Raw genomic sequence first — 22,383 nt, forward strand, 5'->3', positions numbered from 1 at the left:
GACATGACGAGGTTCGTGACACGCAGGACCCTGCTGGGCGGCATGGCGGCGGGGGTGGCAGCAGGCACCGTACTCGGGGGAAACGCCTGGGCGGCCAAGGGAGTTGGGGCGGCGGCGGAGCCGTACGCCGCGTTCCCGGTGGGACCGGGCGGCGGCCCCGCAGGGTCGGACCGGGTCCACGCACTCCAGATCGGCGACCCGGCGGCGGAAACCGTACTCGTCCTGGTCCCCGGCCAGTTCGGCGCGGCGAACGACTTCCGCCTCCTCGCCCGCGACCTCGTCGCGGCCGTACCCGGCGTACAGGTCTGGGCGTTCGACCGCCGCGAGGAGAGCCTCGCGGACCGCGCCGGATTCGCGACGCCCGACCCCATCGCGTACTACCTGGACGGCCACTACCGCACCCAAGACCCCGCATCCTCCGGCTACTTCGCCAACTGGGGCCTCCCACAAGGCATGTCGGACCTCCGCACGGTCATCGAGGCGGCCTCGTGCGGCGGCCGACGCAAGGTGATCCTCGGCGGCCACTCCTGGGGCGCGACCACCGCAGCCGCGTACGCGGCCTGGGACTTCGACGGCCGCCCGGGCTACCGCGACCTCGCGGGCCTGGCGTTCATCGACGGCGGCGTCCTCGGCGCGTTCGACGGCGGGGGAGAGGTGTTCGACAACTCCCCGGAGAAAATCAGGCAGCGCCTCGCGGCGATCGAGGGCGGCGCGATCCTCGACATGTCGCTGGCCGCCGTAGGCGTAGGCACCCGCTCCGAGAGCACCCAGATCTGGTACCAACTGGCAGGCTGGTACGCCCACTTGGACCCCCACGCCAAGTCGGTCCTCCAGCCCCGCCTCCCGGCCGCACTGCGCCCGACCAACCCCATAACGAACGCAGCCCTGTTGGGCCTGCTGGTCGACCAGAGCTTCGGCTGGCCCAACGACATCAGCGTCCACTCAGGCACCATTTCCGCCACCGGCGACTGGACGGACACGGGCATCACCCCCATCGCCCGAGTGGCCACGGCGTACGCGGGCCCCGCCCCGACGGTCTGGCAGTGGTACTGGCCCGCCCGCCTCACCACGGACCTCACGGCGGTGGACCTCTACGCGGACACGGAAGCAACCCGCTCCCTCGGCCTCCGCCTCCAGCACACCACCGCCATAGACGTCCCCCTCTTCGCCTTCCAGACGAGCGCCTACAAGGGCACGGCAGTCACAGCGGCCCAGAAACTGGCAGCCCAGTCCCGCATCCCCTCCACGACATTCCAGACGGACACGGCCATGAACCACCTGGACCCGCTGTTCGCGTCGATGGAGAAGAACACGGCGACGCAGAGCCTCACGGCATTCGTGAAGCACCTGATCTGAACTGCCGTCGGTGGCCTGCCTGTTGGGATCGGGCAGGCCACCCGACGCTCAGGACCGCTTCTTCACCATGTCTGCCATCAAGGAGATCTCGGCCCGCTGGCCGTTCACCATCCCCTGGGCCAACCGCCGCACCTGCTCGGTCTCGCCCCCCTGCGCCGCCCCCTCCGCCATCTCGATGCCGCCCTTGTGATGGGCGGTCATGAGATCGAGGTAGTACACCTCCGCCTGCTTGCCGGAGAGCGAACGCAGCTTGTTCAGCTCGGTGTTGGTGGCCATGCCGGGCATGAGGGAGCCGTCGTGGGGCTTGTACGGCATCGAGTGGTCCATCCAGGACATCGGGGCCGCCTGGGAGGACTTGGGCTCGTTCCAGGTGTCCAACCAGCCCAGGAGCATGCCGCGTTGGTTGGCCTGGGTGTTGATGATGTCGTACGCGAGACGGCGTACGTCCTCGTCGGTGGTCCGGTCGCGGACGATGAACGACATCTCCACGGCCTGCTGATGATGGACGGCCATGTCCCGGGCGAACCCCGAATCGACCGGCCCCGCAGGGGAGTTGGCCTGCGCCGGACGCAACAGTGTGACGGTGAGGGCCACGGCCGCGAGCAGCGTGATCAGGGCGCCGCCAATAAGGGTGCGGGACAGGCGAGTTGAGGACCTCGGCGTCAATTCGCTCGCACTCACGCCGTCGCCTTCCCGCCCGAGCACGCCGCACCCGGCTCAGGAGTCTGCGCACCCTGAACGTACTTGTCGAAGAACTCGTTCACCCGAGGATCGGACGCCTCGGTGACGTTCAGCTGGTGCTCCCACGCGGAGAGCGTGATCGGCGAGGACTGCGCGTCGTACGGGCTCATCATCGTGTACGACGTCTTCTTCACCTTCTCCGTCAGCGACTTGACGTCCGCCTCGGCGGCCTTGGTGTTGTACGTCACCCACACCGCGCCGTGCTCCAGGGAGTGCACGGCGTTCTCGTTCTGGAGCTGCTGCGTGTAGACCTGCGCGTCGCAGTTCTGCCAGATGCCGTTGTGGTCGCCGCCGACCGGCGGGATCATCGGGTACTTGACGGTGCCCTCGACGTGGTTCTGCGTGAGGTCCTTCCACGTCTTCTCGCCGGAGACCGGAGCCGCCTGCGCGGCCTCCTTCTCGTTCGCGTCGTTGACCAGCCAGACACCGCCCGCGACGAGCGCGAGCACGATCGCCGCCGACGCGGAGATCGTCAGGATGCGGCTACGGCGCTCCCGCGCGCGTTCCGCCTTGCGCTGCTCCTCTATGCGTGCGCGCCGGGTGGCCGCCTTCTCGCCGGCCGACGGCTTGTTGCCGGGCCGCTTCTTGGGCGTGGTGGGAGCGCTCGCCTTGGGCTTCGAACTGGTCGGCGTCTTCTTGGAGTTGCCGGTGGACATGACGAAGTGCCTTTCGTGCTGCGGGAGTCGGCGGGTACGCCGGTGAACGGACGGAAAGGAGACGTCCGTTCTAGGTCCGCAGCACTTGCAGAACGTGCAGGTCGGGAGGGCGGGGCGCGGCAGGGTCGGCCCGTACGGTGCGGGGGACCGCCGCCGGGCGCGCGTCCACCCGCGTCGGCAGCGCCTGCGGCGCCGGATGCGGGGTGGGGGCCGTCGTCCGAGCGATCACCCCGCCCGCGCCGTGACACCGGTCGTGCCCCGGCACCGGGCACACATGTTCCTTCGCCGGGATCTGCGGGCTGTACGCGACGGCGGCGAGCTGCCGGACCGCTGCCGCCTCCGCCTCGCCGGGATGCATCACACAGCCCAGCACCGTGGCCAGCGCCAGCAGCAGCCCCAACACCACAGAGACACCCCTGGTGGGGCCGCTCATGGAGGTCGGGGGCCGGTTGAACACTCAAGGAGTGTATCGGCCGAACGAGTGACCCGTACGCCCCCTACGCAGGGGGTACCCGCACGCCCCCTACTCCTCGAACAGAGCCTCCTGCACGTCGTCCCTCGCGCCGAGGTCGCGTACACGGCAATACCTGAGACCTACGACCACGGAGGTAGCCGCCGCTGTCATACCCAGGGCCGCCGGGACCATCCACGCGCGGTTCGTCACATGACCCAGGGCGTGGTCCAGGGAGAGGCGCCCGGGGCCCGTGACGGCCAGCCCGGTGGCGGCGAGGGCGAGGAACGCGGCGTACTCGTAGCCGCCGGACTGGGCGAAGAAGCCGTTCGGGGCGTGGACGGCAGCCGCGCCCACCATCGCACCGGCGGCTGCGGCACCTGCGGCGGGGGTGGCGAGGCCCAGGGCGAGGAGCGCGCCGCCACCGGTCTCCGCGAGCCCCGCGGCTGTGGCGCTCGCCTTGCCGGGGGCGTACCCCACGGACTCCATGTACTGCCCGGTCGCCTCGATCCCATGCCCCCCGAACCAGCCGAACAGCTTCTGCGCCCCGTGCGCGGCCAGCACCCCGCCCGTACCGAGCCGGAGCAGGAGGAGGCCGACGTCTCGACGGCGTGCGGTGCAGCAGGTCACGGTGGCTCCCTGGAGTGACGACGGGTAGCTCTACGGTCGTACTGGGGCGAGGGGGATACCAGCGGGGTACGCCGTTCGGGTGGCGAGGGTGCGAGGGCGGTGCGAGGGTGGGGGCCCTGACCTCCGTACCGGGTAGGCGTGAACTCCCTTGCCTTGGAGTGCACTTCAACACCTAGCGTCCCGACTCATGGAGACGACAAGGGTGTTGGGACGGTCCGGGATTCAGGTCAGCGCGCTCGGGTTCGGGTGCTGGGCCATCGGCGGGGAGTGGGCGCGGCCGGACGGGCTGCCGCTGGGGTGGGGGAAGGTGGACGACGCCGAGTCGATCAGGGCCGTACGTACGGCACTTGACCTCGGGGTCACCTTCTTCGACACGGCGGACGTGTACGGCACGGGCCACAGCGAGCGGGTGCTCGGGCAGGCGCTCGGGAAGCGGCGCGCGGACGTCGTCGTCGCCACGAAGTGGGGGAACGTCTTCGACGAACAGACGAAAATCTCCGACGGGCAGGACGCGAGCACCGAGCATCTCCGTACCGCCCTCACCGCGTCGCTGGAGCGGCTCGGCACGGACTACATCGACCTCTACCAGCTCCACATCTCCGACGGGGATCCGGAGCAGGCGGCACAACTCCGCGATGCCTGCGAGGAGTTGGTGACCGAGGGGCTCATCCGGACGTACGCCTGGAGCACCGACGACCCCGACCGCGCCGCCGTCTTCGCGGCCGGCCCGCACTGCTCCGCCGTCCAGCACCGCCTCAACGTCCTCCAGGACGCCCCCGAGATGCTGGCGCTGTGCGAGGAGGCGAACCTCGCGAGCGTCAACCGCAGCCCGCTGGCGATGGGCCTCCTCACCCAGACCCCGAGGACGACCTGGGAACCCGGCGACATCCGCAGCCGCCCCCCGGTCTGGCTGGAAGGCTTCACCGACGGCACGGCTCCCGACCCGGCGTGGCTGGCCCGCATCGACGCCCTCCGCTCCGTCCTCACGTCCGACGGCCGCACCCTCACGCAAGGCGCCCTCGCCTGGATCTGGTCCCGCAGCCCGCAGACGGTCCCCATCCCCGGCTTCAGGTCCGTCGCCCAGGCGGAGGAGAACGCGGGGGCGCTGGCGAAGGGGCCGCTGAGCGAGGAGCAGAGGGCGGAGGTCGAGCGGATTCTGGGGCGGTGAGGCCGCGCGGCTCCTACGCTGAAACCCCAGCTCAGACACGCCCTCACCCAAGGTTCGCGTTTTCTCACCATCCTTCTGTACGGTCCCGTCGGTGAACATCAGCGCCCGTGCCTGGATCGTCGCCGACCACGAGAGTGGGGAGGTGCTGGCCGCGCACAATCCGCATACGCGGCTCGCACCGGCCTCGACGTTGAAGATGCTGTTCGCGGACACCCTGCTCGGAAAGTTCGCGCGGACGGAGAGGCATACCGTCCGGGGAACGGAGCTGGCCACCGTGCCCGAGGGCTCCAGCCTGGTGGGGATCAAGGCCGGGGTGACGTACACCGTCGAGGACCTCTGGCACGGCGTCTTCCTCCGCTCCGGGAACGACGCCGTACGGGTGCTGGCCGCGATGAACGGGGGCATCGACCGGACCGTCACCGAGATGCGGGCCAAGGCCGCCGATCTCCAGGCCGTCAACACGTACGTGGTAAGCCCTGACGGGTACGACCACCCCCGTCAGTACTCCTCCGCCTACGACCTCACCCTCATGGCCCGCAGCGGACTCAGGAACGCCGACTTCCGGACCTACTGCGGGACGCGGACCGCGCGGATCGGCAAGACCGGGATCGAGAACACGAACCGGCTGCTGTGCGGCTCGCACGGGGTGAAGCCGTACGCCGGGATGATCGGCGTGAAGAACGGCTACACCAGCAACGCGGGAAACACGTTCGTCGGCGCGGCGACGAGGAACGGCCGGACGCTCCTGGCCGCCGTGCTGCACCCGAAGAGCGGCCTCAACGCCGTGTACGAGGAGACCCGCACCCTCCTCGACTGGGGCTTCACACAAGGGAGTTCGGCGAAAACCGGCGTGACGCTCGCGGAGCCGTTGAGCGAGGGCGGGGCGAAGGTGTCGCACAACTCGCCGCACGGCGCGGCGGGTTCGGCGGGAACGGCGGTCGACGACGACAGCGTGGGGTGGGGGCTGCCGGTCGGGGGAGCGGTGGCGGGGGCGCTGCTCGGCGGGGTGTACGTCCTGCGCAACCGCCGTACCAAGAAGGCCGTCCCCCAAGAGGGTTGAGTGGTAGCAGGCGCCCCACGGCCCGGTGCGTACCTCGCGGTTCCCCGCGAGGTCCACCCCCACCCGGTGCCGTGGGGCGACTGCCTCCTCCCCCCTCGGAATTGGTCTGCGGAACTTCCCCACTCAAGTGTGAAGTTCTCGTGTAGAGAGTTGAGCATAGTTCCGCTAACCGCCGCAATAGGGCGGACGGACCAATTCCGTTTGTGTGGATCAACAGGCCGCTGCTCGCAGGGAGTTCAGCCCCGCCCGACGTACGGCATCCCCGTCGCCAGCACCGTCACGAACTGCATGTTCGCCTCCAGCGGCAGCTCCGCCATGTGCCGTACGGTGCGCGCCACATCGGCGACGTCCATCACCGGCTCCGGCGCGACCTCGCCGTTCGCCTGGAGCACCCCGGCCCGCATCCGGTCCGTCATGTCGGTCGCCGCGTTGCCGATGTCGATCTGACTGACCGCGATGCCGTACGAACGCCCGTCCAGGGCAAGGGACTTGGTGAGCCCCGTCATCGCGTGCTTGGTCGCGGTGTACGGCGCTGATTGTGGACGCGGCGTGTGTGCGGAGATGGAACCGTTGTTGATGATCCGACCCCCTTGCGGGTCCTGCGACTTCATCAGCCGGTACGCCGAACGCGCGCACAGGAACGCCCCGTTGAGGTTCGTGTCCACGACGTGCCGCCACGCGTCGTACGACAGCTCCTCGAACGGCACGCCACCGGGCCCGAACGTCCCCGCGTTGTTGAAGAGCAGGTCGAGCCGCCCCGGTACGGCGCCGAAAACGCGTTCTACGTCTTCCTCGCTGGACACGTCCGCCCGCATGACGGAACACGCGGAGTCCGGCAACAGCTCCCGGGTCCCCTCCAGCGTCTCGTACGTACGCCCCACCAGCACCAACGACCAGCCCGCACGCCCGAGTTCGACGGCGACGGCCCGCCCGATGCCCGAACCGGCACCGGTCACCACTGCGACTTTGGAGTTCATGCCTCCGCAGCGTAGGCGGACCCCGGCGGCCACGGATCGCCCCACTCCGCGTCCCGCGCCGCCTTGTACAGGTCGCCGTGCCGCTTCGTCACGGTCGTCCGCCCCAGCTCACCGTCCGCCGAGCACAGATCGAGCAGTACCTGACCCTTGCGCATCTGCGGGCGCCGTACCACCCGAGAGGTAGCCGGGTACACCGGCAGACGTACCGCCGCGACGTACGCGAACTTCTCGTCCTCGTACGACAGCGAACCGCCCTTGACCTTACGGTGCAACGACGAACGGCTCACCCGCGCCGAGAAGTGGCACCAGTCCGTGCCGGGGACGATGGGGCAGGCGGCGCTGTGCGGACAGGGTGCGGCGATGGTGTAACCGCTTGCGATCAGATGATCCCGCGCCTCGATGATCCGCGCGTACCCGTCCGGCGTCCCCGGCTCGACGATCACCACGGCAGTGGCCCCGCTCACCCCGGCGAGCAGCGCGGAGCGGTCGGCCGGCGTCAGCTCGTTGAGGACGTACGACACGGTCACGAGGTCGGTCCCCTCGGGCACACGCAGCGCGGTCCCGATCCGCGCCCGCTCCCAACGCACCCCCGACAACGCGGAGTTGGAGGCGGCGATCTCCCGCCCCAACGCGAGCGCGGGCTCGGCCCAGTCGAGCACCGTCACGTCCCGCTCCCCGGGCCAGACCGCCTCCACGGCCCACGTCGCGGCCCCGGTCCCGCCACCGACGTCCACATGACTCCCCGGCACCCACTCCGGAGCCGTTTCAGCAAACGCTTCCAGCGCCGAGTGCACGGCCTCGAAGGTCGCCGGCATCCGGTACGCGGCGTACGCGGCGACATCGGCACGGTCCCGCAGGATCGGCGCGGAGGTAGGGGTCGCCCCCCGGTAACTGCTGATCAGCCGCTCCACAGCCTGAGCCGCCTGCCTGGGCGGCAACCCGTCGAGAAGGGAGTCGAGGGCGGTACGGAGGGAGTCGGACGAGTTCACGTACGGATTCTCTCAGGTCGGGAGTACCGCCCGAGCCAACCTCGTCGCCGCCCGAGCCCTCGGCCCGCTCCCGCCCTGTCGTCGGCGCGGATGCACCGTGTTCGCCAGCAACACCAGGAACGTATCCGTAGCCCGGTCCACCACCAGCGACGTCCCCGTGAACCCCGTGTGCCCCGCCGCACCCCGCCCCGCCAACTCGCCCATGAACCACGCCTGATCCACCGCGAACCCCAGCCCCGGCGGGTCCAGCAGCAGATCCACGTAATCGCTTCCAAGAATCCGCGCCGTCCCGTACGACCCCCCGTTCAACAGCGTCCGGCAGAACACGGCGAGGTCCTGCCCCGTCGAGAACAACCCGGCATGACCGGCCACCCCGCCCAGCGCCCACGCGTTCTCGTCGTGCACCTCACCCCGCAGCATCCCCCGGTCCGCCTTCGCCCACGGCCGCCGCTGATCCTCGGTCGCCGCGGCGCCGGGACACGGACCGAAGTCCGTCGAGGTCATCCCCAGCGGCCGGGTGATCCCCTCGTGGATCAGGACGTCGAGCGTGCGCCCGGTGAGACGCTCCAGCAACTGTTGCAGCAACAACATGTTGAGATCGGAGTAGAGGTACGCCCCCGGCACACCCACCGGTTCCTCCGCACGCAACAGCTCCAGCCGCTCGGCGTCATCGGCGCAGGCGTACAGCGGCAACTCGGGCCGCAGCCCGGACGTATGCGTAAGAAGCTGACGCACGGTAGTCCCGTACCGCCGCAAGGCAGGAAAGTCGGGCAGGTAGGCCCCCACCCGAGCATCGATCCCGAGCCGCCCCCGCTCGATCTGCTGCACAGCGGCGACGGAGGTGAACAGCTTGGTGAGGGAGGCGAGGTCGAAGGGGGTGTCCAAGGCCATCGGCATCTGCTCGGACACCGGTAACTCGACGCCGACGCCACCCTCACCATCGTAGGAATCGAACCGCACAGCCCACCCCGCAGCCTCCCGCAGAGCAATCACCGACCCCCGCCCCGCAACCACCACCACCCCCGCCGCCCACGGATGCGGCCCAACAGTCAGCGCATGCACCTCATCCCGCAGCAACCCCAACTCCCCAGCATCCAGACAGGCCCGCGCGGCCGTATCCGGACGAAGTCTCGGTGCGCTCAGTTGTCGGCTCCCTCGGTGTCGACGCGGACCTTCCCCGGACGGCACATTCCCACGAAACACCCGAGCGCCACCACGGACGCGACCACCTGGACGACGGCCATCGGGACGGCGGTGTGCTCCCCGGCGACCCCCACCAGAGGTGAAGCCACCGCCCCCACCAGGAACGACGACGTCCCCAGCAGCGCGGACGCCGACCCGGCGGAGTGCTTCGTACGCAACAACGCCAGCGTCTGAGCATTGGGCAGGCTCATCCCCATCGCGGACATGAGAACGAAGAGCGCGGCGGCCACCGGCACGAGCCCGACCTCCCCGAACACCCCGGACGTCATCAACAGCAACGCGACGGACGCGCCGACGATCACCAGCAGCCCCACCAGCAGCACCCGGTCCAGCCGCACCCGCCCGACCAGCACCTTCCCGTTGATCTGCCCGACGGCCATGAGCCCCACGGAGTTGATCCCGAACAGCAGGCTGTACGTCTGCGGGGAGGCCCCGTAGATCTCCTGGACGACGAACGGCGACGCGGAGATGTAAGCGAACAGCGCGGCGAACGCGAACCCACCGGTCAGCATGTAACCGGAGAAAGCGGTATCAGCAAGAAGCCCCCGCATGGCGCGCAACGCCTCACCGACCCCACCGTCGTGCCGGTCGGCGGGCTCCAGAGTCTCCGGCAACCGCACCCACACCAGCGCGGTGAGCAGCACCCCGACCCCGATGAGGACGACGAACACGCCCCGCCAGTCCGTGAACCGCAGAATCTGCCCGCCGATCAACGGCGCGATGATCGGCGCGATCCCGGAGATCAGCATCAACGTCGAGAAGAACCGAGCCATCGCGTCACCGTCGTACAGATCACGCGTGACGGCCCGAGCGATGACGATGCCCGCAGCCCCCGCGAGCCCCTGGACGAGCCGAAAGGCGACCAGCGTCTCGACGTTCGGCGCAACAGCGCAGAGAGCGGTTGCTATCACATACACGACCAGCCCGGCGAGCAGCGGACGCCGCCGCCCCCACCGATCGCTCATCGGCCCCACGACGAGCTGCCCGAGCGCCATGCCCGCAAGGCACGCGGTGAGCGTGAGCTGCACGGTCGCGGCCGGCGCGTGCAGGGAGTCGGTGACCTCCGGCAGCGCCGGAAGGTACATGTCCATCGACAGCGGGGGAGTGGCGGTCAGCCCGCCGAGCAGCAGCGTGACCAGCAGCCCCGTACGGCGGCGGCTGACAAGCGTCGGCGACGCGGCAGCCCGCGTCGCCTGCGATATCGGTGCCCCACCTTCAGGCATGTGCCCCTCCCTCTTCTCCCGGTCCGCCCCCTATGCTCTCAGCTCGTACGGAATGCTCGAACGTGATGTTCGGACTGTGGGACCAGGCAGGTGGCGGGCCCACGGGACTGGTGCGAGACGGAAGCGTGGCATTGATGACGGCGGACAGCGTGCGGTGGGGAATCCTGGCGACCGGCGGAATAGCCGCCGCCTTCACGGCGGACCTGATCGACCTGCCGGACGCGGAGGTCGTAGCGGTCGGCTCCCGCACGGAAAACAGCGCGAAAGCGTTTGCCGAACGGTTCGGCATCCCGCGCGCGTACGGCGACTGGGCATCGCTCGCCGCCGACGACGACATCGACGTCGTGTACGTCGCCACCCCGCACTCCGCGCACCGCGCCGCCGCCGGGCTCTGCCTGGAGGCCGGGCGGCATGTCCTGTGCGAGAAACCGTTTACGTTGAACTTGCGTGAGGCCGAGGAACTCATCGCCCTCGCCCGCGACAACGACCGCTTCCTGATGGAGGCGATGTGGATGTACTGCAACCCGGTCATCCGCCGCATCAAGCAGGTCGTCGACGACGGGACGATCGGCGAAGTCCGCACCGTCCAGGCCGACTTCGGCCTCGAAGGCCCCTTCTCACCGGCCCACCGCCTGCGCGACCCCGCCCAGGGCGGCGGCGCCCTCCTCGACCTCGGCGTCTACCCGGTCTCCTTCGCGCACCTCTTCCTCGGCGAGCCCTCCGGCATCTCCGCCCGCGCGGTCCTCTCCCCGGAGGGCGTCGACCTCCAGACGGCGCTGGCCCTGTCCTGGGACTCCGGCGCGCTTGCCGCGCTGCACTGCTCCCTCGACGGCGGTACGTCCGTCTCCGCGTCCATCACCGGCACCAAGGGCCGCATCGACATCCCGTCCGGCTTCTTCCACGCCGACCGCTTCGTCCTGCACCGCGTCGGCCGCGACCCCGAGGAGTTCGCCCACGACCCCGCCGAGGGCCCGGCGGCGAGCTTCCGCCACGAGGCCCGCGAGGTCATGCGGGCCGTACGCGCGGGCGAGACCCAGTCCCCGCTGGTCCCCCTCGACGGCACGCTCGCGGTGATGCGCACACTGGACGCGGTCCGCGAGCAGATCGGCGTCCGGTACCCCGGAGAGCGCGCTTAATCTGAGCGCATGTCCAGCAGAACACCCGACGCCAGCCGGCGCAGCGAGACGTCCCGGCGCGCCATCTACGCGGCTGCCCTGAGCCTCGTTGCGGAAACCGGTTACACAAAAACGACGATCGAGGGCATCGCCGCCCGCGCCGGCGTCGGGAAGCAGACCATCTACCGGTGGTGGGGGTCGAAGGCGGACGTCCTCCTGGAGGCGTTCCTCGACCTCGGCGAGCAGCAGGCGGGAGCCGAGGACGCCCCGGGCATCCCGGACACCGGCGACCTCGCCGCCGACCTCAAACTCGTCCTGCGCGCGACCATCGACAACCTGATGGACCCCCGCTTCGACGCCCCCGCCCGAGCGCTCAGCGCGGAAGGCCTCGTCGACGAGAAACTCGGCCGGTCCGTCGTAGCAAAGTTGCTGGAACCGAATTTCGAGTTGTACACCGAGAGGCTGCGATCCGCCGCCGACGCGGGCCAGTTGAGGCCGGGCATCGACCCCCGGATCGCCCTCGAACTCTTCGTCGCCCCCCTCGCGCAACGCTGGCTCCAGCGCACGGGAGAGCTGTCGTACGAGTACACGGACATGATCGTCGAGTACGCGCTGTACGGCATCGCGCCCCGCTGAGCGCCACCTGTCCCCGGGTGGTGCTTATGTCCCGACAAGGCACCCCGGTTCCGCGCCGGGCGGAGCCATGAGGCATGCTGTGCCCACCACAGCGACGCGAGGGGACAGATGAGCGCGGAGGCGATCGGCCGGACCGGCCTGAGGGTCAGACTCACCCAGTGGCTGCGGGGCAGCGCCCCCGAGACCGACGCCGGCGGCGAGCGCGAAGCCCTGCTGCTGGCCGTCGCCGAAGCGGGCCTCCCGATCGCGCCCGCCGCCCACCCGGCCGCCGGCTACCGCTGCTCCTGCGACCGCGTCGGCTGTCCCACCCCCGCCCGGCATCCCATCTCCTTCGCCTGGCAGACGCAGTCCACCACCGACCGCGCCCAGGTCGAACGCTGGGTACGCCACCAGCCGCAGGCCAACTTCATCACCGCGACCGGCACCACCCATGACGTCCTCGACGTCCCCCGGCAGGCCGGCCGCGCCGCCCTCGACCGGCTCCTCGCGGCGGGCATCGAGGTCGGCCCGGTCGCCGAGTCCGACGACGGCCGCATCCTCTTCTTCACCCTCACACGGGGCACACCCGAGGACGAGGACGAGTGGTGGCCCTGCGAACTCGACTGCCACCCCGAGACGATGGACGAACACCCCGGGCTGCGCTGGCACTGCCGGGGCTCGTACGTCCTGGTCCCACCGGCCCGCCTGCCGGGCGACGACGGACAGTCGGTGCACTGGGTACGGGGCCCGGAGTACGCACTCCCGGACCCGCTGACCCTGCTGGAGGCGCTGACGGACGCGTGCGCGAGGTACGCGGAGACGGGGGACGGCGGAGAAGACGTAGCAACCGGTTCCTGGCCGTTGCGAACCTGAGGTTGCTGTAACCGGTTGCTGGCAAGTTTCCGGAGCCGCAGCCCAAGCCGTTGCTGTAACCGCTTGCTCCCCGTTACTCCCCCTTCGCGCCGGTCAGCCCCTCCACCCGGCTCAGCAGAGACACCTTCCCGTCCCCGATCCCCTTCATCGGGTCCACGGCCACCGCGTTCGACACGAACTCCATCGTCAGCGACTGCTTGATCTCGCCGGTCGTCAGCGCCTTCACGCTCGCGTTCGGCGTGGGTACGGCGGTCCCGGCGGCAGCCGTCTGCTTCGTGTAGTTGTGCCCCGAGAAGAAGACGAGGGCACCCCCGTCGGCGGTACGCAGCGCGACCGGCCGGTAGTCGCTGTCGTTCAGCGCCTCGTCGAGATACTGCGTCGCGAGCCCCGGCCGCGTGGCCTTGTCCCGAGTGGCCCGCAGCGCGCTCGTGTACGTCCCGTCGGCGAAGGCACCTTGCCCGGTCCGCAGATAGTCCGCGTACGCGGCGCTCAACTTGTCGGTGGAGACGGCGAGTTCGGGCGAGACGGCCGGTACCTCCTCGGCGTACCCCTGCGCGTCCCGCTTGAGCGCGGGCAGCTTCCCCGGCGCGACCAGCGTCAGGAACGCGGCCTGCCACGGCTCGGCGACGTCGTTGCGCGTGAACACCATGACCCAGCGCGACGTCCCGCCCCGGTTGGCCTGCGAGTCGGCGACGAACCAGCGCGGCCAGCCGGCCTTCTTCGGGATCGTGACCTGGACGTCCGACAGCGCCAGCGGCTGGTGGTTCGGGTTGCCGCCGGGGTCGGTGATCTTCCCGGCCTTCAGCCGCGCCGCGTCGATGACGCCGAGCGGGCCGGTCGTGTAGTCGGCGTCCAGCGAACTGTCGTACGCCTTGTCGGCCTTGTTGTAGGCCGCCGTGAACTCCTGGACCGCCTGGGCGGCTTCGGCCGGGGTGGTGGTCGGGACGACCTCGCGTTCCCCGTGGACCACCACACAACCACTCGCCGTGAGGGACACACCGGTCAGTACGACCGCTATGAGCGCGTTCCGGTCACGCCTGCGCAGCCTGATCATCAGGTGACTTCACCTTCCTTTTCCCGGAGGCGAACCCTACCGGGGCGAGGAAGATCGCGAGCGTCGGGACCAGGTACAGGAGCCACACCGTGACCTGGAGCACGGTCGGATCCGGCTGGAAGTTGAACACCCCCTTGAGCAGCGTCCCGTACCAGCTGTCCGGCTCGATCGTGTCACTGATGTCGAACGCCAGCTTGTTCAGGCCGGGCAGCCACCCCGCCTCCTGCAAGTCGTGGAATCCGTAGGCGAGTACGCCCGCCGCGACGACGACCAGCATCCCCCCGGTCCACGTGAAGAACTTGGCGAGATTGATCCGCAGCGCACCCCGGTAGAACAGCCAGCCGAGCAGTACGGCGGTGGCGAGCCCAAGTCCCGCTCCGACCAAGGGCCTTGGTGTCCCGTCCCCGGCGGCGTGCACGGACGTCCAGATGAACAGGGCCGTCTCCAGGCCCTCCCGGCCGACGGCGAGGAACGCGGTCGCGACCAGCGCGCCCGTGCCCATCGCGAGCGCGGCGTCCAACTTGCCGTGCAGCTCGGCCTTCAGGTGCCGCGCGGTGCGCCGCATCCAGAACACCATCCACGTCACGAGCCCGACCGACACGACCGACAGCGACCCGCCGAGCGCCTCCTGCGCCTCGAACGTCAGCTCCTGCGACCCGAATTCGAGCGCGGACCCGAACGCGAGGGCGATCACGACGGCCGTGGCGACCCCGAGCCAGATCGGCTTCAGCGCGTCCCTGCGGCCGGTCTTGACGAGGTACGCGATGAGGATGCAGACGACGAGGCTGGCTTCCAGCCCTTCCCGCAGCCCGATCAAGTAGTTGGAGAACACCGGTCATTCCCCCTTCGCGTCGAACAGGGCCCGGCCCCACCAGTCGTCCGCGTCCCGGACCCCCGGCGGCACGGCGAACACCGCCGAACCCACGTGCTGGATGTACTCGTTGAGCGCGTCGGTCGCCAAGTGCCGCTGGATCTTGATGAATCCGTCCCGCACATCGCGCTGGTACGCGAGGAAGAACAACCCCGCGTCCAGGCGCCCGAGTCCGTCGGTCCCGTCGGTGAAGGAGTAGCCCCGGCGCAGGATCGTCGACCCGCCGTTGGACTCGGGGTGCGCGAGCCGCACATGCGCGTCCGGCTTCATCGCCTTCAGGAACGGCACGTCGTGCTCCTTGGCCTTGCCGACCGGAGCACCCTCGCCCTTGTCCCGCCCGAAGACATCTTCCTGCTCCTGCAAGGACGTTCGGTCCCAGGTCTCGATGTGCATCCGGATCCGCCGGGCCACGAGATACGACCCGCCGGCCATCCACGCCGGGCCGTCCTTCTCGGACGCCCACACGAACTTGGCCAGCCGGTCCGTCTCGGTCCCCGCGATGTTCCGGGTGCCGTCCTTGAACCCCATGAGATTGCGGGGGGTTTGAGCATCCGGCGTGGTCGACGAGGTCTTCCCGAACCCGAGTTGGGACCACCGCACGACGACTTTCCCGAACCCGATCCGCGCGAGGTTACGAATGGCGTGCACGGCGACCTGTGGATCATCGGCGCACGCCTGCACACACAGATCCCCGTTGGAACGCGCCAAGTCCAGCGCCTCACCAGGGAATTGAGGCAACTCGACCAACGCCTCGGGCCGCTGCTTGCCCAGCTCGAACTTCGCGAACAACGAAGGCCCGAACCCGATCGTCAGCGTCAGCCGCGACGGCTTCAGCCCGAGCGCCTCCCCGGTGTCGTCCGGCGGAGCCTCGGCGAGCCCCCCGAACGCCCCCTCCCCGACCGGCTTCCCCCCGGTCATCTTCCGCGCCGCGTCCGTCCAGTCCTTCAACAGCTGGACGAATTCGGCACGTTCGGTGGTCGTCACATCGAACGCCGCGAAGTGCAGACGGTCTTGTACGGCGGTCGCGATACCGGCTTGGTGCTCGCCGTGGAACTCGACAGCCGTGGAAGGGTCACCGGATCCCGTGTCACCGGTGACCGCCACGGCGGTACCGGCCGCCACGGCACCGAACGCGAGCCCGGCGCCGCCCCAGCCCAACAGGGCGCGGCGGGAAGGGGGTTGAGTCGTGTCTGCCATGTCCGGAGCCCTACTTGACCACGGCCGCGGCGAGCTTGGACAGCGGTTCCGCGAGCGCGTTCACCGCGTCCGACAGCTCCTTGCGCTGCGCCTCGGTCACCTTGTCGTAGGACACGAAGTCGTAGGACGCCTTGTCCGTGCGGTACTTGTCGAGCAGCGTGTCCAGCGCGGCGAACTGCTTGTCCAACTCGCCCACCAGCGAAGGGTTGTTCTTCTGGGCGATCGGCCGCAGCAGCGTGAACGCCTCCTGGGCGCCCTCGACGTTCGCCTTGAAGTCGACGAGGTCCGTGTGCGAGTAGCGGTCCTCCTCGCCGGTGACCTTGCCGGTGGCGACCTCGTCCAGAAGTTCCTTGGCGCCGTTGGCCATCGACGTCGGCGTGATCACGGCGGTGCCGACCCGCTTCTGCCAGTCCGTGAGGTCCTTGACGAGCTGCGCCGCGAGCGTCTTCTCCTCGGCGCCGATCTTCTTGTCCTGCCACAGGGCCTTCTCCAGGCGGTGCCAGCCCGTCCACTTCTGGCCGGGGTCCAGGCCGTCCGCGCGGGTGTCCACCAGCGGGTCGATGTCGCCGAACGACTCCGCGACCGGCTCGGTGCGCTCCCAGCCGATGCGGGACGGGGCGTACGCGGCCTGCGCCGCCGCGAGGTTGCCCGCCTGGATCGCGTCCGTGAAGACCTTCACCTTCGGGAGCGTCGCGTCGGCCTGCTCCTGCGCGTACTCGCGGTATTCGGCCACCGCCTTGTCCAGACGCGGGTCGTGCTTCGTGGTCGACTTTCCGGTCACCGTGAGGGGCTGGCGGATGCCCTTGCCCTTCATGCCCGGCTTGCACGCGATCTGGTAGTCGCCGGCCTTCACTTCCGCCGTCAGCCGCTGCTTCGTCCCCGCGCCGATGTTCTCCCGCTCCGACACGATCCTGTCGTCCGGGAACAGCAGGTACACCTCGGTGACCTTCGATCCCTTGTTCTCCACGGCCAGTTCGACGTGGCCCGCCGCCACCGACTTCTTCGACGTCTCGCACTTCTCGTCCGTCGCCGTCACCTTGATGACGTGGTCGCCGTTCTCCGCTGTGCTCTTCTCCGTGCAGCCCGTGACGGCGGTCAGTGCCGCGAGGGTCGCGGCTGCGGTGGCAACGAGTCTGGCGGCGCGCATGCGGGGTCTCCCGAGTGGCTGAAAAGGTTCGTGACGGGGCTCACAGGGTTCGGTGAGGCTCGCCTAACTTAGCTCAGGCTTACCTGGGGCATACCCCTGCGTGCAGTGATTCACCTCTCAAAAATGGCTTACGGGTACGGGGTGGTTACGGCCGTCTAAAGCGGACGTAATGTCGGCGTCAAAGGAACTTCAAAGGTTCGGGGTGTTTCTGCGGGGGGTGACGAGGAGGGTGGCGGTTTCGGGGTGGGGGAGGACCTCGATGGGGTGGTCGTAGACCTTTGAGAGGAGGGTGTCGGTGAAGATCTCCGCCGGGGGGCCTTCTGCCGCGAGCTGTCCTTTGTGCAGGACGGCAATCCTGTGCGCGTATGCCGCTGCCAGGCCGAGGTCGTGCAGGACCACGACCACCGCGTCGCCCTGTGCCGCCCGTTCCCGGCAGATCCTCAGCACCAGTTCCTGATGCTTCAGGTCCAGGGCCGCTGTGGGTTCGTCGAGGAGGAGCAACGGGGTCTGCTGGGCCAGGACTCGGGCGAGGGCGACTCTTGCGCGTTCGCCGCCGCTGAGTGCTGAGAACGGGCGGTTGGCGAAGGGGGTCACTTCCGTCGCCGCCATCGCCGCGTGGACGATTGCCTCGTCCTCGGCGGGTGAGGTGGCGTGGGGTGCGCGTCCCATCCGCACAACCTCCTCAACGGCGAACGGAAAAGAAACAGCCGCCGCCTGCGGCAACACCGCGCGTCTCAGGGCGAGTTCGGGGGCGGTCCACTCCCGTGCCGGGCGGCCGTGGATATGCACAGCGCCCTGTGTGGCGGGGAGGTCGGCGGCGAGGGCTGCGAGGAGGGTGGATTTGCCGGCGCCGTTGGGGCCTACGAGGGCGAGGAGTTCACCGGCGTGGATGGGGAGGGTTATGCCGTGGAGGATGGGGTGGGGGCCGAGATTCAGGTGAAGGTCGCGGGCTTCGGCGAGGGTGTCGCCGGGGGTGGGAGGGGGTGGGGGAGTGGGGTGGGGGCGGAGGAGTTTCATGGGGTTCCTTGGGAGGGTGGGGTGGGTTGGTGGTTTTTGCATTTGCCCGGGTACAGGGGGGTGTTATGAGGGGCGGCGGGGTTGTAGTCGGGTTACGGCGTGGAGGGGGGCCTGTGGGGGTGGGGGCGGTGGGTTTTTGGGCTGGGCGGGCGGTGGTCTTTTTGGCGGCGGCGAGCTTTTACCACAGGGTTGGGCGGTTTTTGAGGAGCGGCTAACTTTGGCTCCGGGGTGGCTGTGTGTTCTAGGCGGTGGTGAGCTTTGGTGCCGGGCTGGCTGTGCGTTCTAAGCGGCGGTGAACTCTGGCGTCGGGGGAAGCTTTCCTTTTTAACGGCGTCGAGCTGTTGGTGCCGGGCGCCGCATGGTTTTTTAGGGGCGCGGGGCTGTATCGATATGCGGCTCCGCCGCGTGGGCGCGATCAGCCACGACGAACCCGCACCCGGCAACGTAACCCTTAAACCCACCTCCTTTGCCGCTTCCGCTCAGCGGCGGTGAGTCTTTGATGCCGGGGTGCCGCATGTCTTTTAGGGGCGCGGGGAACTGCGCGATCAGCCACAGCGAACCCGCACTCGGCAGCGCAACCCTTAAACCCATCTCCTTTGCCGCTTCCGCTCAGCGGCGGTGAGTCTTTGATGCCGGGGTGCCGCATGTCTTTTAGGGGCGCGGGGAACTGCGCGATCAGCCACAACGAACCCGCACCCGGCAACGCACCCCCTAAACCCACCCCCCTTGCCGCTTACGAGTCCGCCGCAGCAGCCAAAAGAAGAACGGACTCCCCAGCAACCCCGTAAGCACCCCCAACGGCAACTCCGCAGGCGCAGCCACAGTCCGGGCCGCAAGATCCGCCGCCAACAAAATGAACGCCCCCAACAACGCACTCGCCGGCACCAAGAACCGATGCCCCGGCCCCGCCGCCATCCGCAACAAGTGGGGAATCACCAACCCCACGAACCCGATGATCCCGGAAACACTCACCGCCGCAGCCGTCAGCAGCGCAATCACCAGAATCAGCACAACCCGAAGCCGCTCCACATCAACCCCGAGATGCCGAGCGGACCGCTCCCCGAGCGAGAGCAGATCGAGCCGCCGAGAATAGAGAGGCGTAAGCGCAAGCCCGACAACTGTGCACGGCAGAACAGCCAACACCTTGGGCCAGGTCGCTTGCGACAAAGACCCGAGCTGCCAGAACACGATCTGATTCACGGCAGCGGTATCGGCGAAGAACAGGAACAACCCGATAAGGGCGCCACCAAACGCATTGACGGCGATCCCGGTAAGAATAAGAGTCACCACCTCAGCCTTCCCCTCGCTCCGGGACAACGCGTAAACCAACAATGCAGTCCCCAACCCACCCACAAACGCAAAAGCCGGAACAGTCCAGCTCCCCAGAAACCCCACCCCCATGGCAATAGCCGCAACCGCCCCCACCGCAGCCCCCGAAGAAACCCCGATCACCCCGGGCTCAGCCAACGGATTCCCGAACACCCCCTGCATAAGCGCCCCCGCACACCCCAAGGACGCCCCCACGAGCAACGCCAGCACAATCCGAGGAAACCGCACATTCCACAGCACGGACTCAGCAACCCGATCCAACTCCCCACCCCGAAGCCCCACCCGATGCCCAACGGACCCCAGCACATCCCCGACCGGAATCGGATAAGCCCCAACCCCAGCGGCCACCGGCACCAACACCACCAACCCCACAACAAGCCCCACCCCAACCCACCACTCCCGCCGCCGCCCAACCCCCACCTTCTCGCCCCGCCCAACACCCGTCTCCAGCACAGCCATCCAACACCCTCCCCATCCGATCCCGACGCCAAAATATTAGGTTAGCCTCACCTAAGAAAGCCACCTCGACGCCTCAAACTACCCCCATGCCAAGAGCTCACCGCGAACCCTTGGGCCCGCACGCCGTGGCCCTGAACATCAAGGCCCCGACGAGCACCCCCCGCCCCCCTCTCCGCTTCGAGGCGGCAGACGGAGGCCGCATCCTCCTCCGCCAAAACACCCGCACCGTCCTCCTGGCAAAGGTCGAACAAGCCAACCAGGGCGTCCACTTGACCCGCTTCGAGGGCCACACCTCCCCCCTCCCCCCGATCCGCACAGCACACAACCCCAACTGGCCCCACCAGTACGCAAGATGGCTGGAGGACTCCCCGAACACCCCGCTCCACCCCTCCCGTTGGCACCTCTACGCCCGCACCACGTTCCCGCCCTACGTCTGGCACGCCCCCGACCTCGTCCGCACCTGGCCCACCGCCCACCTCGACTGGTCCGCCCACGGCTGGCACGGCATCGTCCCCCTCCGCCCCCTCTCCCCACCGGACGCACCCCGCGTCAAGGCGTACAGAAAACGAGCCAGAGAAGGCACCCTTCCCCCGGTCCTCCTCTGGTGGGTCACCGCGTTCGACGGCTGGCTCCTGCTGGACGGTCATGACAGGGCGGTCGCGGCGTTGGAGGAGGGCGGAACACCGCCGTGCGTGGTGCTGGCGCGCGTGCCGGACGAGGAGGACTGGCGGAGAGATGCGGCGGAAATGACGGAGAGTCATGGCGAGGGAAACCAGGGCGACTTGACCTTCCGGCCCCGCCCGGACACCCACCTCGCCCACGCCCTCGCCGCTCTCCCGTACCAAGCGGCCCCCACCCGCTCCTGGCCCCTCCCCGGCGGAGCAGCAGCCTGGGACCAAACGGCAGCCCGCGCGATGTTTCAATTCCCGGGTGACTGATTACGACGTCCTCCGCGTCTTCTGCGCGCCCGGCGGAGGGTACGGCAACGAACTCGGGGTGATTCGCGACGGTTCGCGAATACCCGAGCGCAACGAGCGGCAGGAACTCGCCGCCAAACTCGGCTTCAGCGAAACCGTGTTCGTCGACGACCCCGAGCGCGGCGTCATCGACATCTACACGCCCACCCTCCGCCTCCCCTTCGCCGGCCACCCCTGCGTCGGCACCGCCTGGCTCCTCGACGTCCCCGAACTGGTCACCCCGGCCGGCGAGGTCGGCGCCCGGCTGGACGGCGAGTTCAGCTGGATAGAGGCCCGCGCGGAGTGGGCACCGCCCAGAACCCTCCGCCAGTACGGCAGCGCCGCCGAGGTCGACGACCTCCCGGTCCCCCCGCCCGGCGAGTGGATCTACGCCTGGGCCTGGCTCGACGAAGCGGCCGGCCGCGTCCGCGCACGCGCCTTCCCCGGCCGCGACGACGGCATCGACGAGGACGAGGCGACCGGCGCGGCGGCGATCCTCCTCACCGACCAGCTCGGCCGCGCGCTGAACATCACGCAGGGCGCGGGCTCCCAGATCCTCACGGCCCCGCAGCCGTACGGCTGGGTGGAGGTCGGGGGCCGCGTCCTCCTGGAACGCTGAACCCGCCGTCGTACGAGATGACAAGCCAGGAACCGGCCCCCGACCGGGGGAGAGGCGGGACAATGGAGGTGACCGCCTGCCTGGAGTGACGGGAGTGAGGAGAACCCATGACACGTCTCCCGCTCAGAACCGTGGCCGAGATCCGCGCCGCGCTGAGAGAGGGCCGGGGTTTCCCCGGCGACAGGGAGGACTTCGAGGCGGACCTCGCGCGTGCGCTCGACGCCTCCACGGCCGCTGATCTCGGCAGGGTCGCCCAGGTCATCAGGACATACGCCGGGAGCATCCGCGCCTACAGCGACCCCGAGTTCGACGGCGCGCTCCAGGAAGGCCTTGAGATCATCGCCGAGATCAAGCGGAAGGGCCACGCGTGAGCCACGCGATCGCGGTGATCGCGACCGCTGCGGCCAAGCGGCTCGACGCCCTGGCGCCGGCCGCTCACGAAGCGGTCGAGCAGCTGAGGCGGGAGCTGGAGGACAACCCCCGGCTCGGCGTCCTGCGCGGTTCGAGGGGCGCGGCCGGTTCCCAGGTGGTGTACCGGACCCGCATCGAACCACGCCCGGGTACACAGGGGTTGACCGTCGTGTACGTCTACACCTACGCCCCGCGCCCCCCGGCCGTCGTGATCATAAGCGTCACCCCCGACGACCCCGCCGACGAACCCTGGCTCTGACACCACC

24 protein-coding genes are annotated in these 22,383 nt (G+C 69.3%); 10 read left to right on the plus strand and 14 right to left on the minus strand.

Annotation, left to right across the window (positions count from 1 at the left end):
- Window positions 1-3 precede the first annotated feature (3 nt).
- Complete coding sequence (locus J8M50_RS12240) at window positions 4-1,356, plus strand: alpha/beta fold hydrolase (protein WP_010358556.1); 1,353 nt, start codon at window positions 4-6, stop codon at window positions 1,354-1,356.
- 48 nt (window positions 1,357-1,404) lie between these two features.
- On the opposite strand, the gene J8M50_RS12245 is transcribed toward J8M50_RS12240, so the two are convergent.
- From J8M50_RS12245 to J8M50_RS12260, 4 genes are all read right to left on the minus strand, one after another.
- A complete protein-coding gene (locus J8M50_RS12245; protein WP_223786201.1) occupies window positions 1,405-2,037 on the minus strand; it encodes a DUF305 domain-containing protein in 633 nt (210 codons plus the stop codon).
- Window positions 2,034-2,753, minus strand: coding sequence for a thioredoxin-like domain-containing protein (locus J8M50_RS12250; protein ID WP_010358558.1), 720 nt, complete (start codon window positions 2,751-2,753; stop codon window positions 2,034-2,036). The genes J8M50_RS12245 and J8M50_RS12250 overlap by 4 nt, the downstream gene beginning before the upstream one ends.
- 70 nt (window positions 2,754-2,823) lie before the next feature.
- Window positions 2,824-3,210 (minus strand): hypothetical protein, encoded by a 387-nt coding sequence (locus tag J8M50_RS12255; RefSeq protein WP_141655645.1) that lies wholly within the window; start codon window positions 3,208-3,210, stop codon window positions 2,824-2,826.
- Between the two features lie 66 nt (window positions 3,211-3,276).
- The gene (locus tag J8M50_RS12260; RefSeq protein WP_010358560.1) at window positions 3,277-3,834 is read right to left on the minus strand and encodes a DoxX family protein; all 558 of its coding nucleotides are present in this window, start codon (window positions 3,832-3,834) and stop codon (window positions 3,277-3,279) included.
- Between the two features lie 187 nt (window positions 3,835-4,021).
- Between J8M50_RS12260 and J8M50_RS12265 the strand changes: the two genes are divergently transcribed.
- Together J8M50_RS12265 and J8M50_RS12270 are read left to right on the plus strand one after the other, a co-directional pair.
- Window positions 4,022-5,002 (plus strand): aldo/keto reductase, encoded by a 981-nt coding sequence (locus J8M50_RS12265; protein ID WP_029184442.1) that lies wholly within the window; start codon window positions 4,022-4,024, stop codon window positions 5,000-5,002.
- A 91-nt stretch (window positions 5,003-5,093) separates the two neighbouring features.
- Window positions 5,094-6,062 (plus strand): D-alanyl-D-alanine carboxypeptidase family protein, encoded by a 969-nt coding sequence (locus J8M50_RS12270; RefSeq protein ID WP_010358562.1) that lies wholly within the window; start codon window positions 5,094-5,096, stop codon window positions 6,060-6,062.
- 236 nt (window positions 6,063-6,298) lie between these two features.
- Here J8M50_RS12270 and J8M50_RS12275 read toward each other — a convergent pair whose 3' ends face one another.
- Genes J8M50_RS12275 through J8M50_RS12290 form a run of 4 tightly spaced genes read right to left on the minus strand, consistent with a single transcriptional unit; the run spans window position 6,299 to window position 10,454 of the window.
- Window positions 6,299-7,039 (minus strand): SDR family oxidoreductase, encoded by a 741-nt coding sequence (locus J8M50_RS12275; RefSeq protein ID WP_029184443.1) that lies wholly within the window; start codon window positions 7,037-7,039, stop codon window positions 6,299-6,301.
- Window positions 7,036-8,028, minus strand: a complete 993-nt coding sequence (locus tag J8M50_RS12280; RefSeq protein ID WP_010358564.1) for a small ribosomal subunit Rsm22 family protein — start codon at window positions 8,026-8,028, stop codon at window positions 7,036-7,038. Before J8M50_RS12280 ends, J8M50_RS12275 begins: the two co-directional genes overlap by 4 nt.
- A 12-nt stretch (window positions 8,029-8,040) precedes the next feature.
- Entirely contained in the window at window positions 8,041-9,216 is a 1,176-nt protein-coding gene (locus J8M50_RS12285; RefSeq protein ID WP_040838041.1) for a serine hydrolase domain-containing protein, read from the minus strand.
- Window positions 9,168-10,454 carry a multidrug effflux MFS transporter gene (locus J8M50_RS12290; protein ID WP_010358566.1) on the minus strand — a complete coding sequence of 429 codons (1,287 nt, stop codon included), beginning with the start codon at window positions 10,452-10,454 and terminating at the stop codon, window positions 9,168-9,170. Before J8M50_RS12290 ends, J8M50_RS12285 begins: the two co-directional genes overlap by 49 nt.
- A 134-nt stretch (window positions 10,455-10,588) precedes the next feature.
- Between J8M50_RS12290 and J8M50_RS12295 the strand changes: the two genes are divergently transcribed.
- The 3 genes from J8M50_RS12295 to J8M50_RS12305 all read left to right on the plus strand — a co-directional run bounded on the left by J8M50_RS12295 (window position 10,589) and on the right by J8M50_RS12305 (window position 13,057).
- Window positions 10,589-11,590 carry a Gfo/Idh/MocA family protein gene (locus J8M50_RS12295; protein WP_010358567.1) on the plus strand — a complete coding sequence of 334 codons (1,002 nt, stop codon included), beginning with the start codon at window positions 10,589-10,591 and terminating at the stop codon, window positions 11,588-11,590.
- Between the two features lie 9 nt (window positions 11,591-11,599).
- Window positions 11,600-12,205 carry a TetR/AcrR family transcriptional regulator gene (locus J8M50_RS12300; RefSeq protein WP_010358568.1) on the plus strand — a complete coding sequence of 202 codons (606 nt, stop codon included), beginning with the start codon at window positions 11,600-11,602 and terminating at the stop codon, window positions 12,203-12,205.
- 108 nt (window positions 12,206-12,313) lie between these two features.
- The gene (locus J8M50_RS12305) at window positions 12,314-13,057 is read left to right on the plus strand and encodes a bifunctional DNA primase/polymerase (protein ID WP_010358569.1); all 744 of its coding nucleotides are present in this window, start codon (window positions 12,314-12,316) and stop codon (window positions 13,055-13,057) included.
- Between the two features lie 73 nt (window positions 13,058-13,130).
- Here J8M50_RS12305 and J8M50_RS12310 read toward each other — a convergent pair whose 3' ends face one another.
- From J8M50_RS12310 to J8M50_RS12335, 6 genes are all read right to left on the minus strand, one after another.
- A complete protein-coding gene (locus tag J8M50_RS12310) occupies window positions 13,131-14,111 on the minus strand; it encodes an SCO2278 family lipoprotein (protein ID WP_010358570.1) in 981 nt (326 codons plus the stop codon).
- On the minus strand, window positions 14,089-14,943 hold the full coding sequence (gene efeU, locus J8M50_RS12315) for an iron uptake transporter permease EfeU (RefSeq protein ID WP_010358571.1): 855 nt from the start codon (window positions 14,941-14,943) through the stop codon (window positions 14,089-14,091). Before efeU ends, J8M50_RS12310 begins: the two co-directional genes overlap by 23 nt.
- Before the next feature lie 3 nt (window positions 14,944-14,946).
- Window positions 14,947-16,179, minus strand: coding sequence for an iron uptake transporter deferrochelatase/peroxidase subunit (gene efeB, locus J8M50_RS12320; RefSeq protein ID WP_010358572.1), 1,233 nt, complete (start codon window positions 16,177-16,179; stop codon window positions 14,947-14,949).
- 10 nt (window positions 16,180-16,189) lie between these two features.
- Window positions 16,190-17,326, minus strand: coding sequence for an iron uptake system protein EfeO (gene efeO, locus J8M50_RS12325; RefSeq protein WP_010358573.1), 1,137 nt, complete (start codon window positions 17,324-17,326; stop codon window positions 16,190-16,192).
- A gap of 189 nt (window positions 17,327-17,515) precedes the next feature.
- The gene (locus J8M50_RS12330) at window positions 17,516-18,343 is read right to left on the minus strand and encodes a heme ABC transporter ATP-binding protein (protein WP_029184444.1); all 828 of its coding nucleotides are present in this window, start codon (window positions 18,341-18,343) and stop codon (window positions 17,516-17,518) included.
- Between the two features lie 711 nt (window positions 18,344-19,054).
- On the minus strand, window positions 19,055-20,131 hold the full coding sequence (locus tag J8M50_RS12335) for a FecCD family ABC transporter permease (protein ID WP_010358576.1): 1,077 nt from the start codon (window positions 20,129-20,131) through the stop codon (window positions 19,055-19,057).
- An 86-nt stretch (window positions 20,132-20,217) separates the two neighbouring features.
- Here J8M50_RS12335 and J8M50_RS12340 point away from each other — a divergent pair, with 86 nt between their 5' ends.
- The 4 genes from J8M50_RS12340 to J8M50_RS12355 all read left to right on the plus strand — a co-directional run bounded on the left by J8M50_RS12340 (window position 20,218) and on the right by J8M50_RS12355 (window position 22,376).
- Window positions 20,218-21,069, plus strand: a complete 852-nt coding sequence (locus J8M50_RS12340; RefSeq protein ID WP_029184445.1) for a hypothetical protein — start codon at window positions 20,218-20,220, stop codon at window positions 21,067-21,069.
- A complete protein-coding gene (locus tag J8M50_RS12345; RefSeq protein WP_010358578.1) occupies window positions 21,062-21,706 on the plus strand; it encodes a PhzF family phenazine biosynthesis protein in 645 nt (214 codons plus the stop codon). The genes J8M50_RS12340 and J8M50_RS12345 overlap by 8 nt, the downstream gene beginning before the upstream one ends.
- A 107-nt stretch (window positions 21,707-21,813) precedes the next feature.
- Window positions 21,814-22,077 carry a DUF6247 family protein gene (locus tag J8M50_RS12350; protein ID WP_010358579.1) on the plus strand — a complete coding sequence of 88 codons (264 nt, stop codon included), beginning with the start codon at window positions 21,814-21,816 and terminating at the stop codon, window positions 22,075-22,077.
- A complete protein-coding gene (locus tag J8M50_RS12355; protein ID WP_010358580.1) occupies window positions 22,074-22,376 on the plus strand; it encodes a hypothetical protein in 303 nt (100 codons plus the stop codon). The genes J8M50_RS12350 and J8M50_RS12355 overlap by 4 nt, the downstream gene beginning before the upstream one ends.
- The last annotated feature ends 7 nt before the right edge of the window (window positions 22,377-22,383 follow it).

Source organism: Streptomyces acidiscabies (assembly GCF_020010905.1).
Classification (GTDB): Bacteria; Actinomycetota; Actinomycetes; order Streptomycetales; family Streptomycetaceae; genus Streptomyces; species Streptomyces acidiscabies.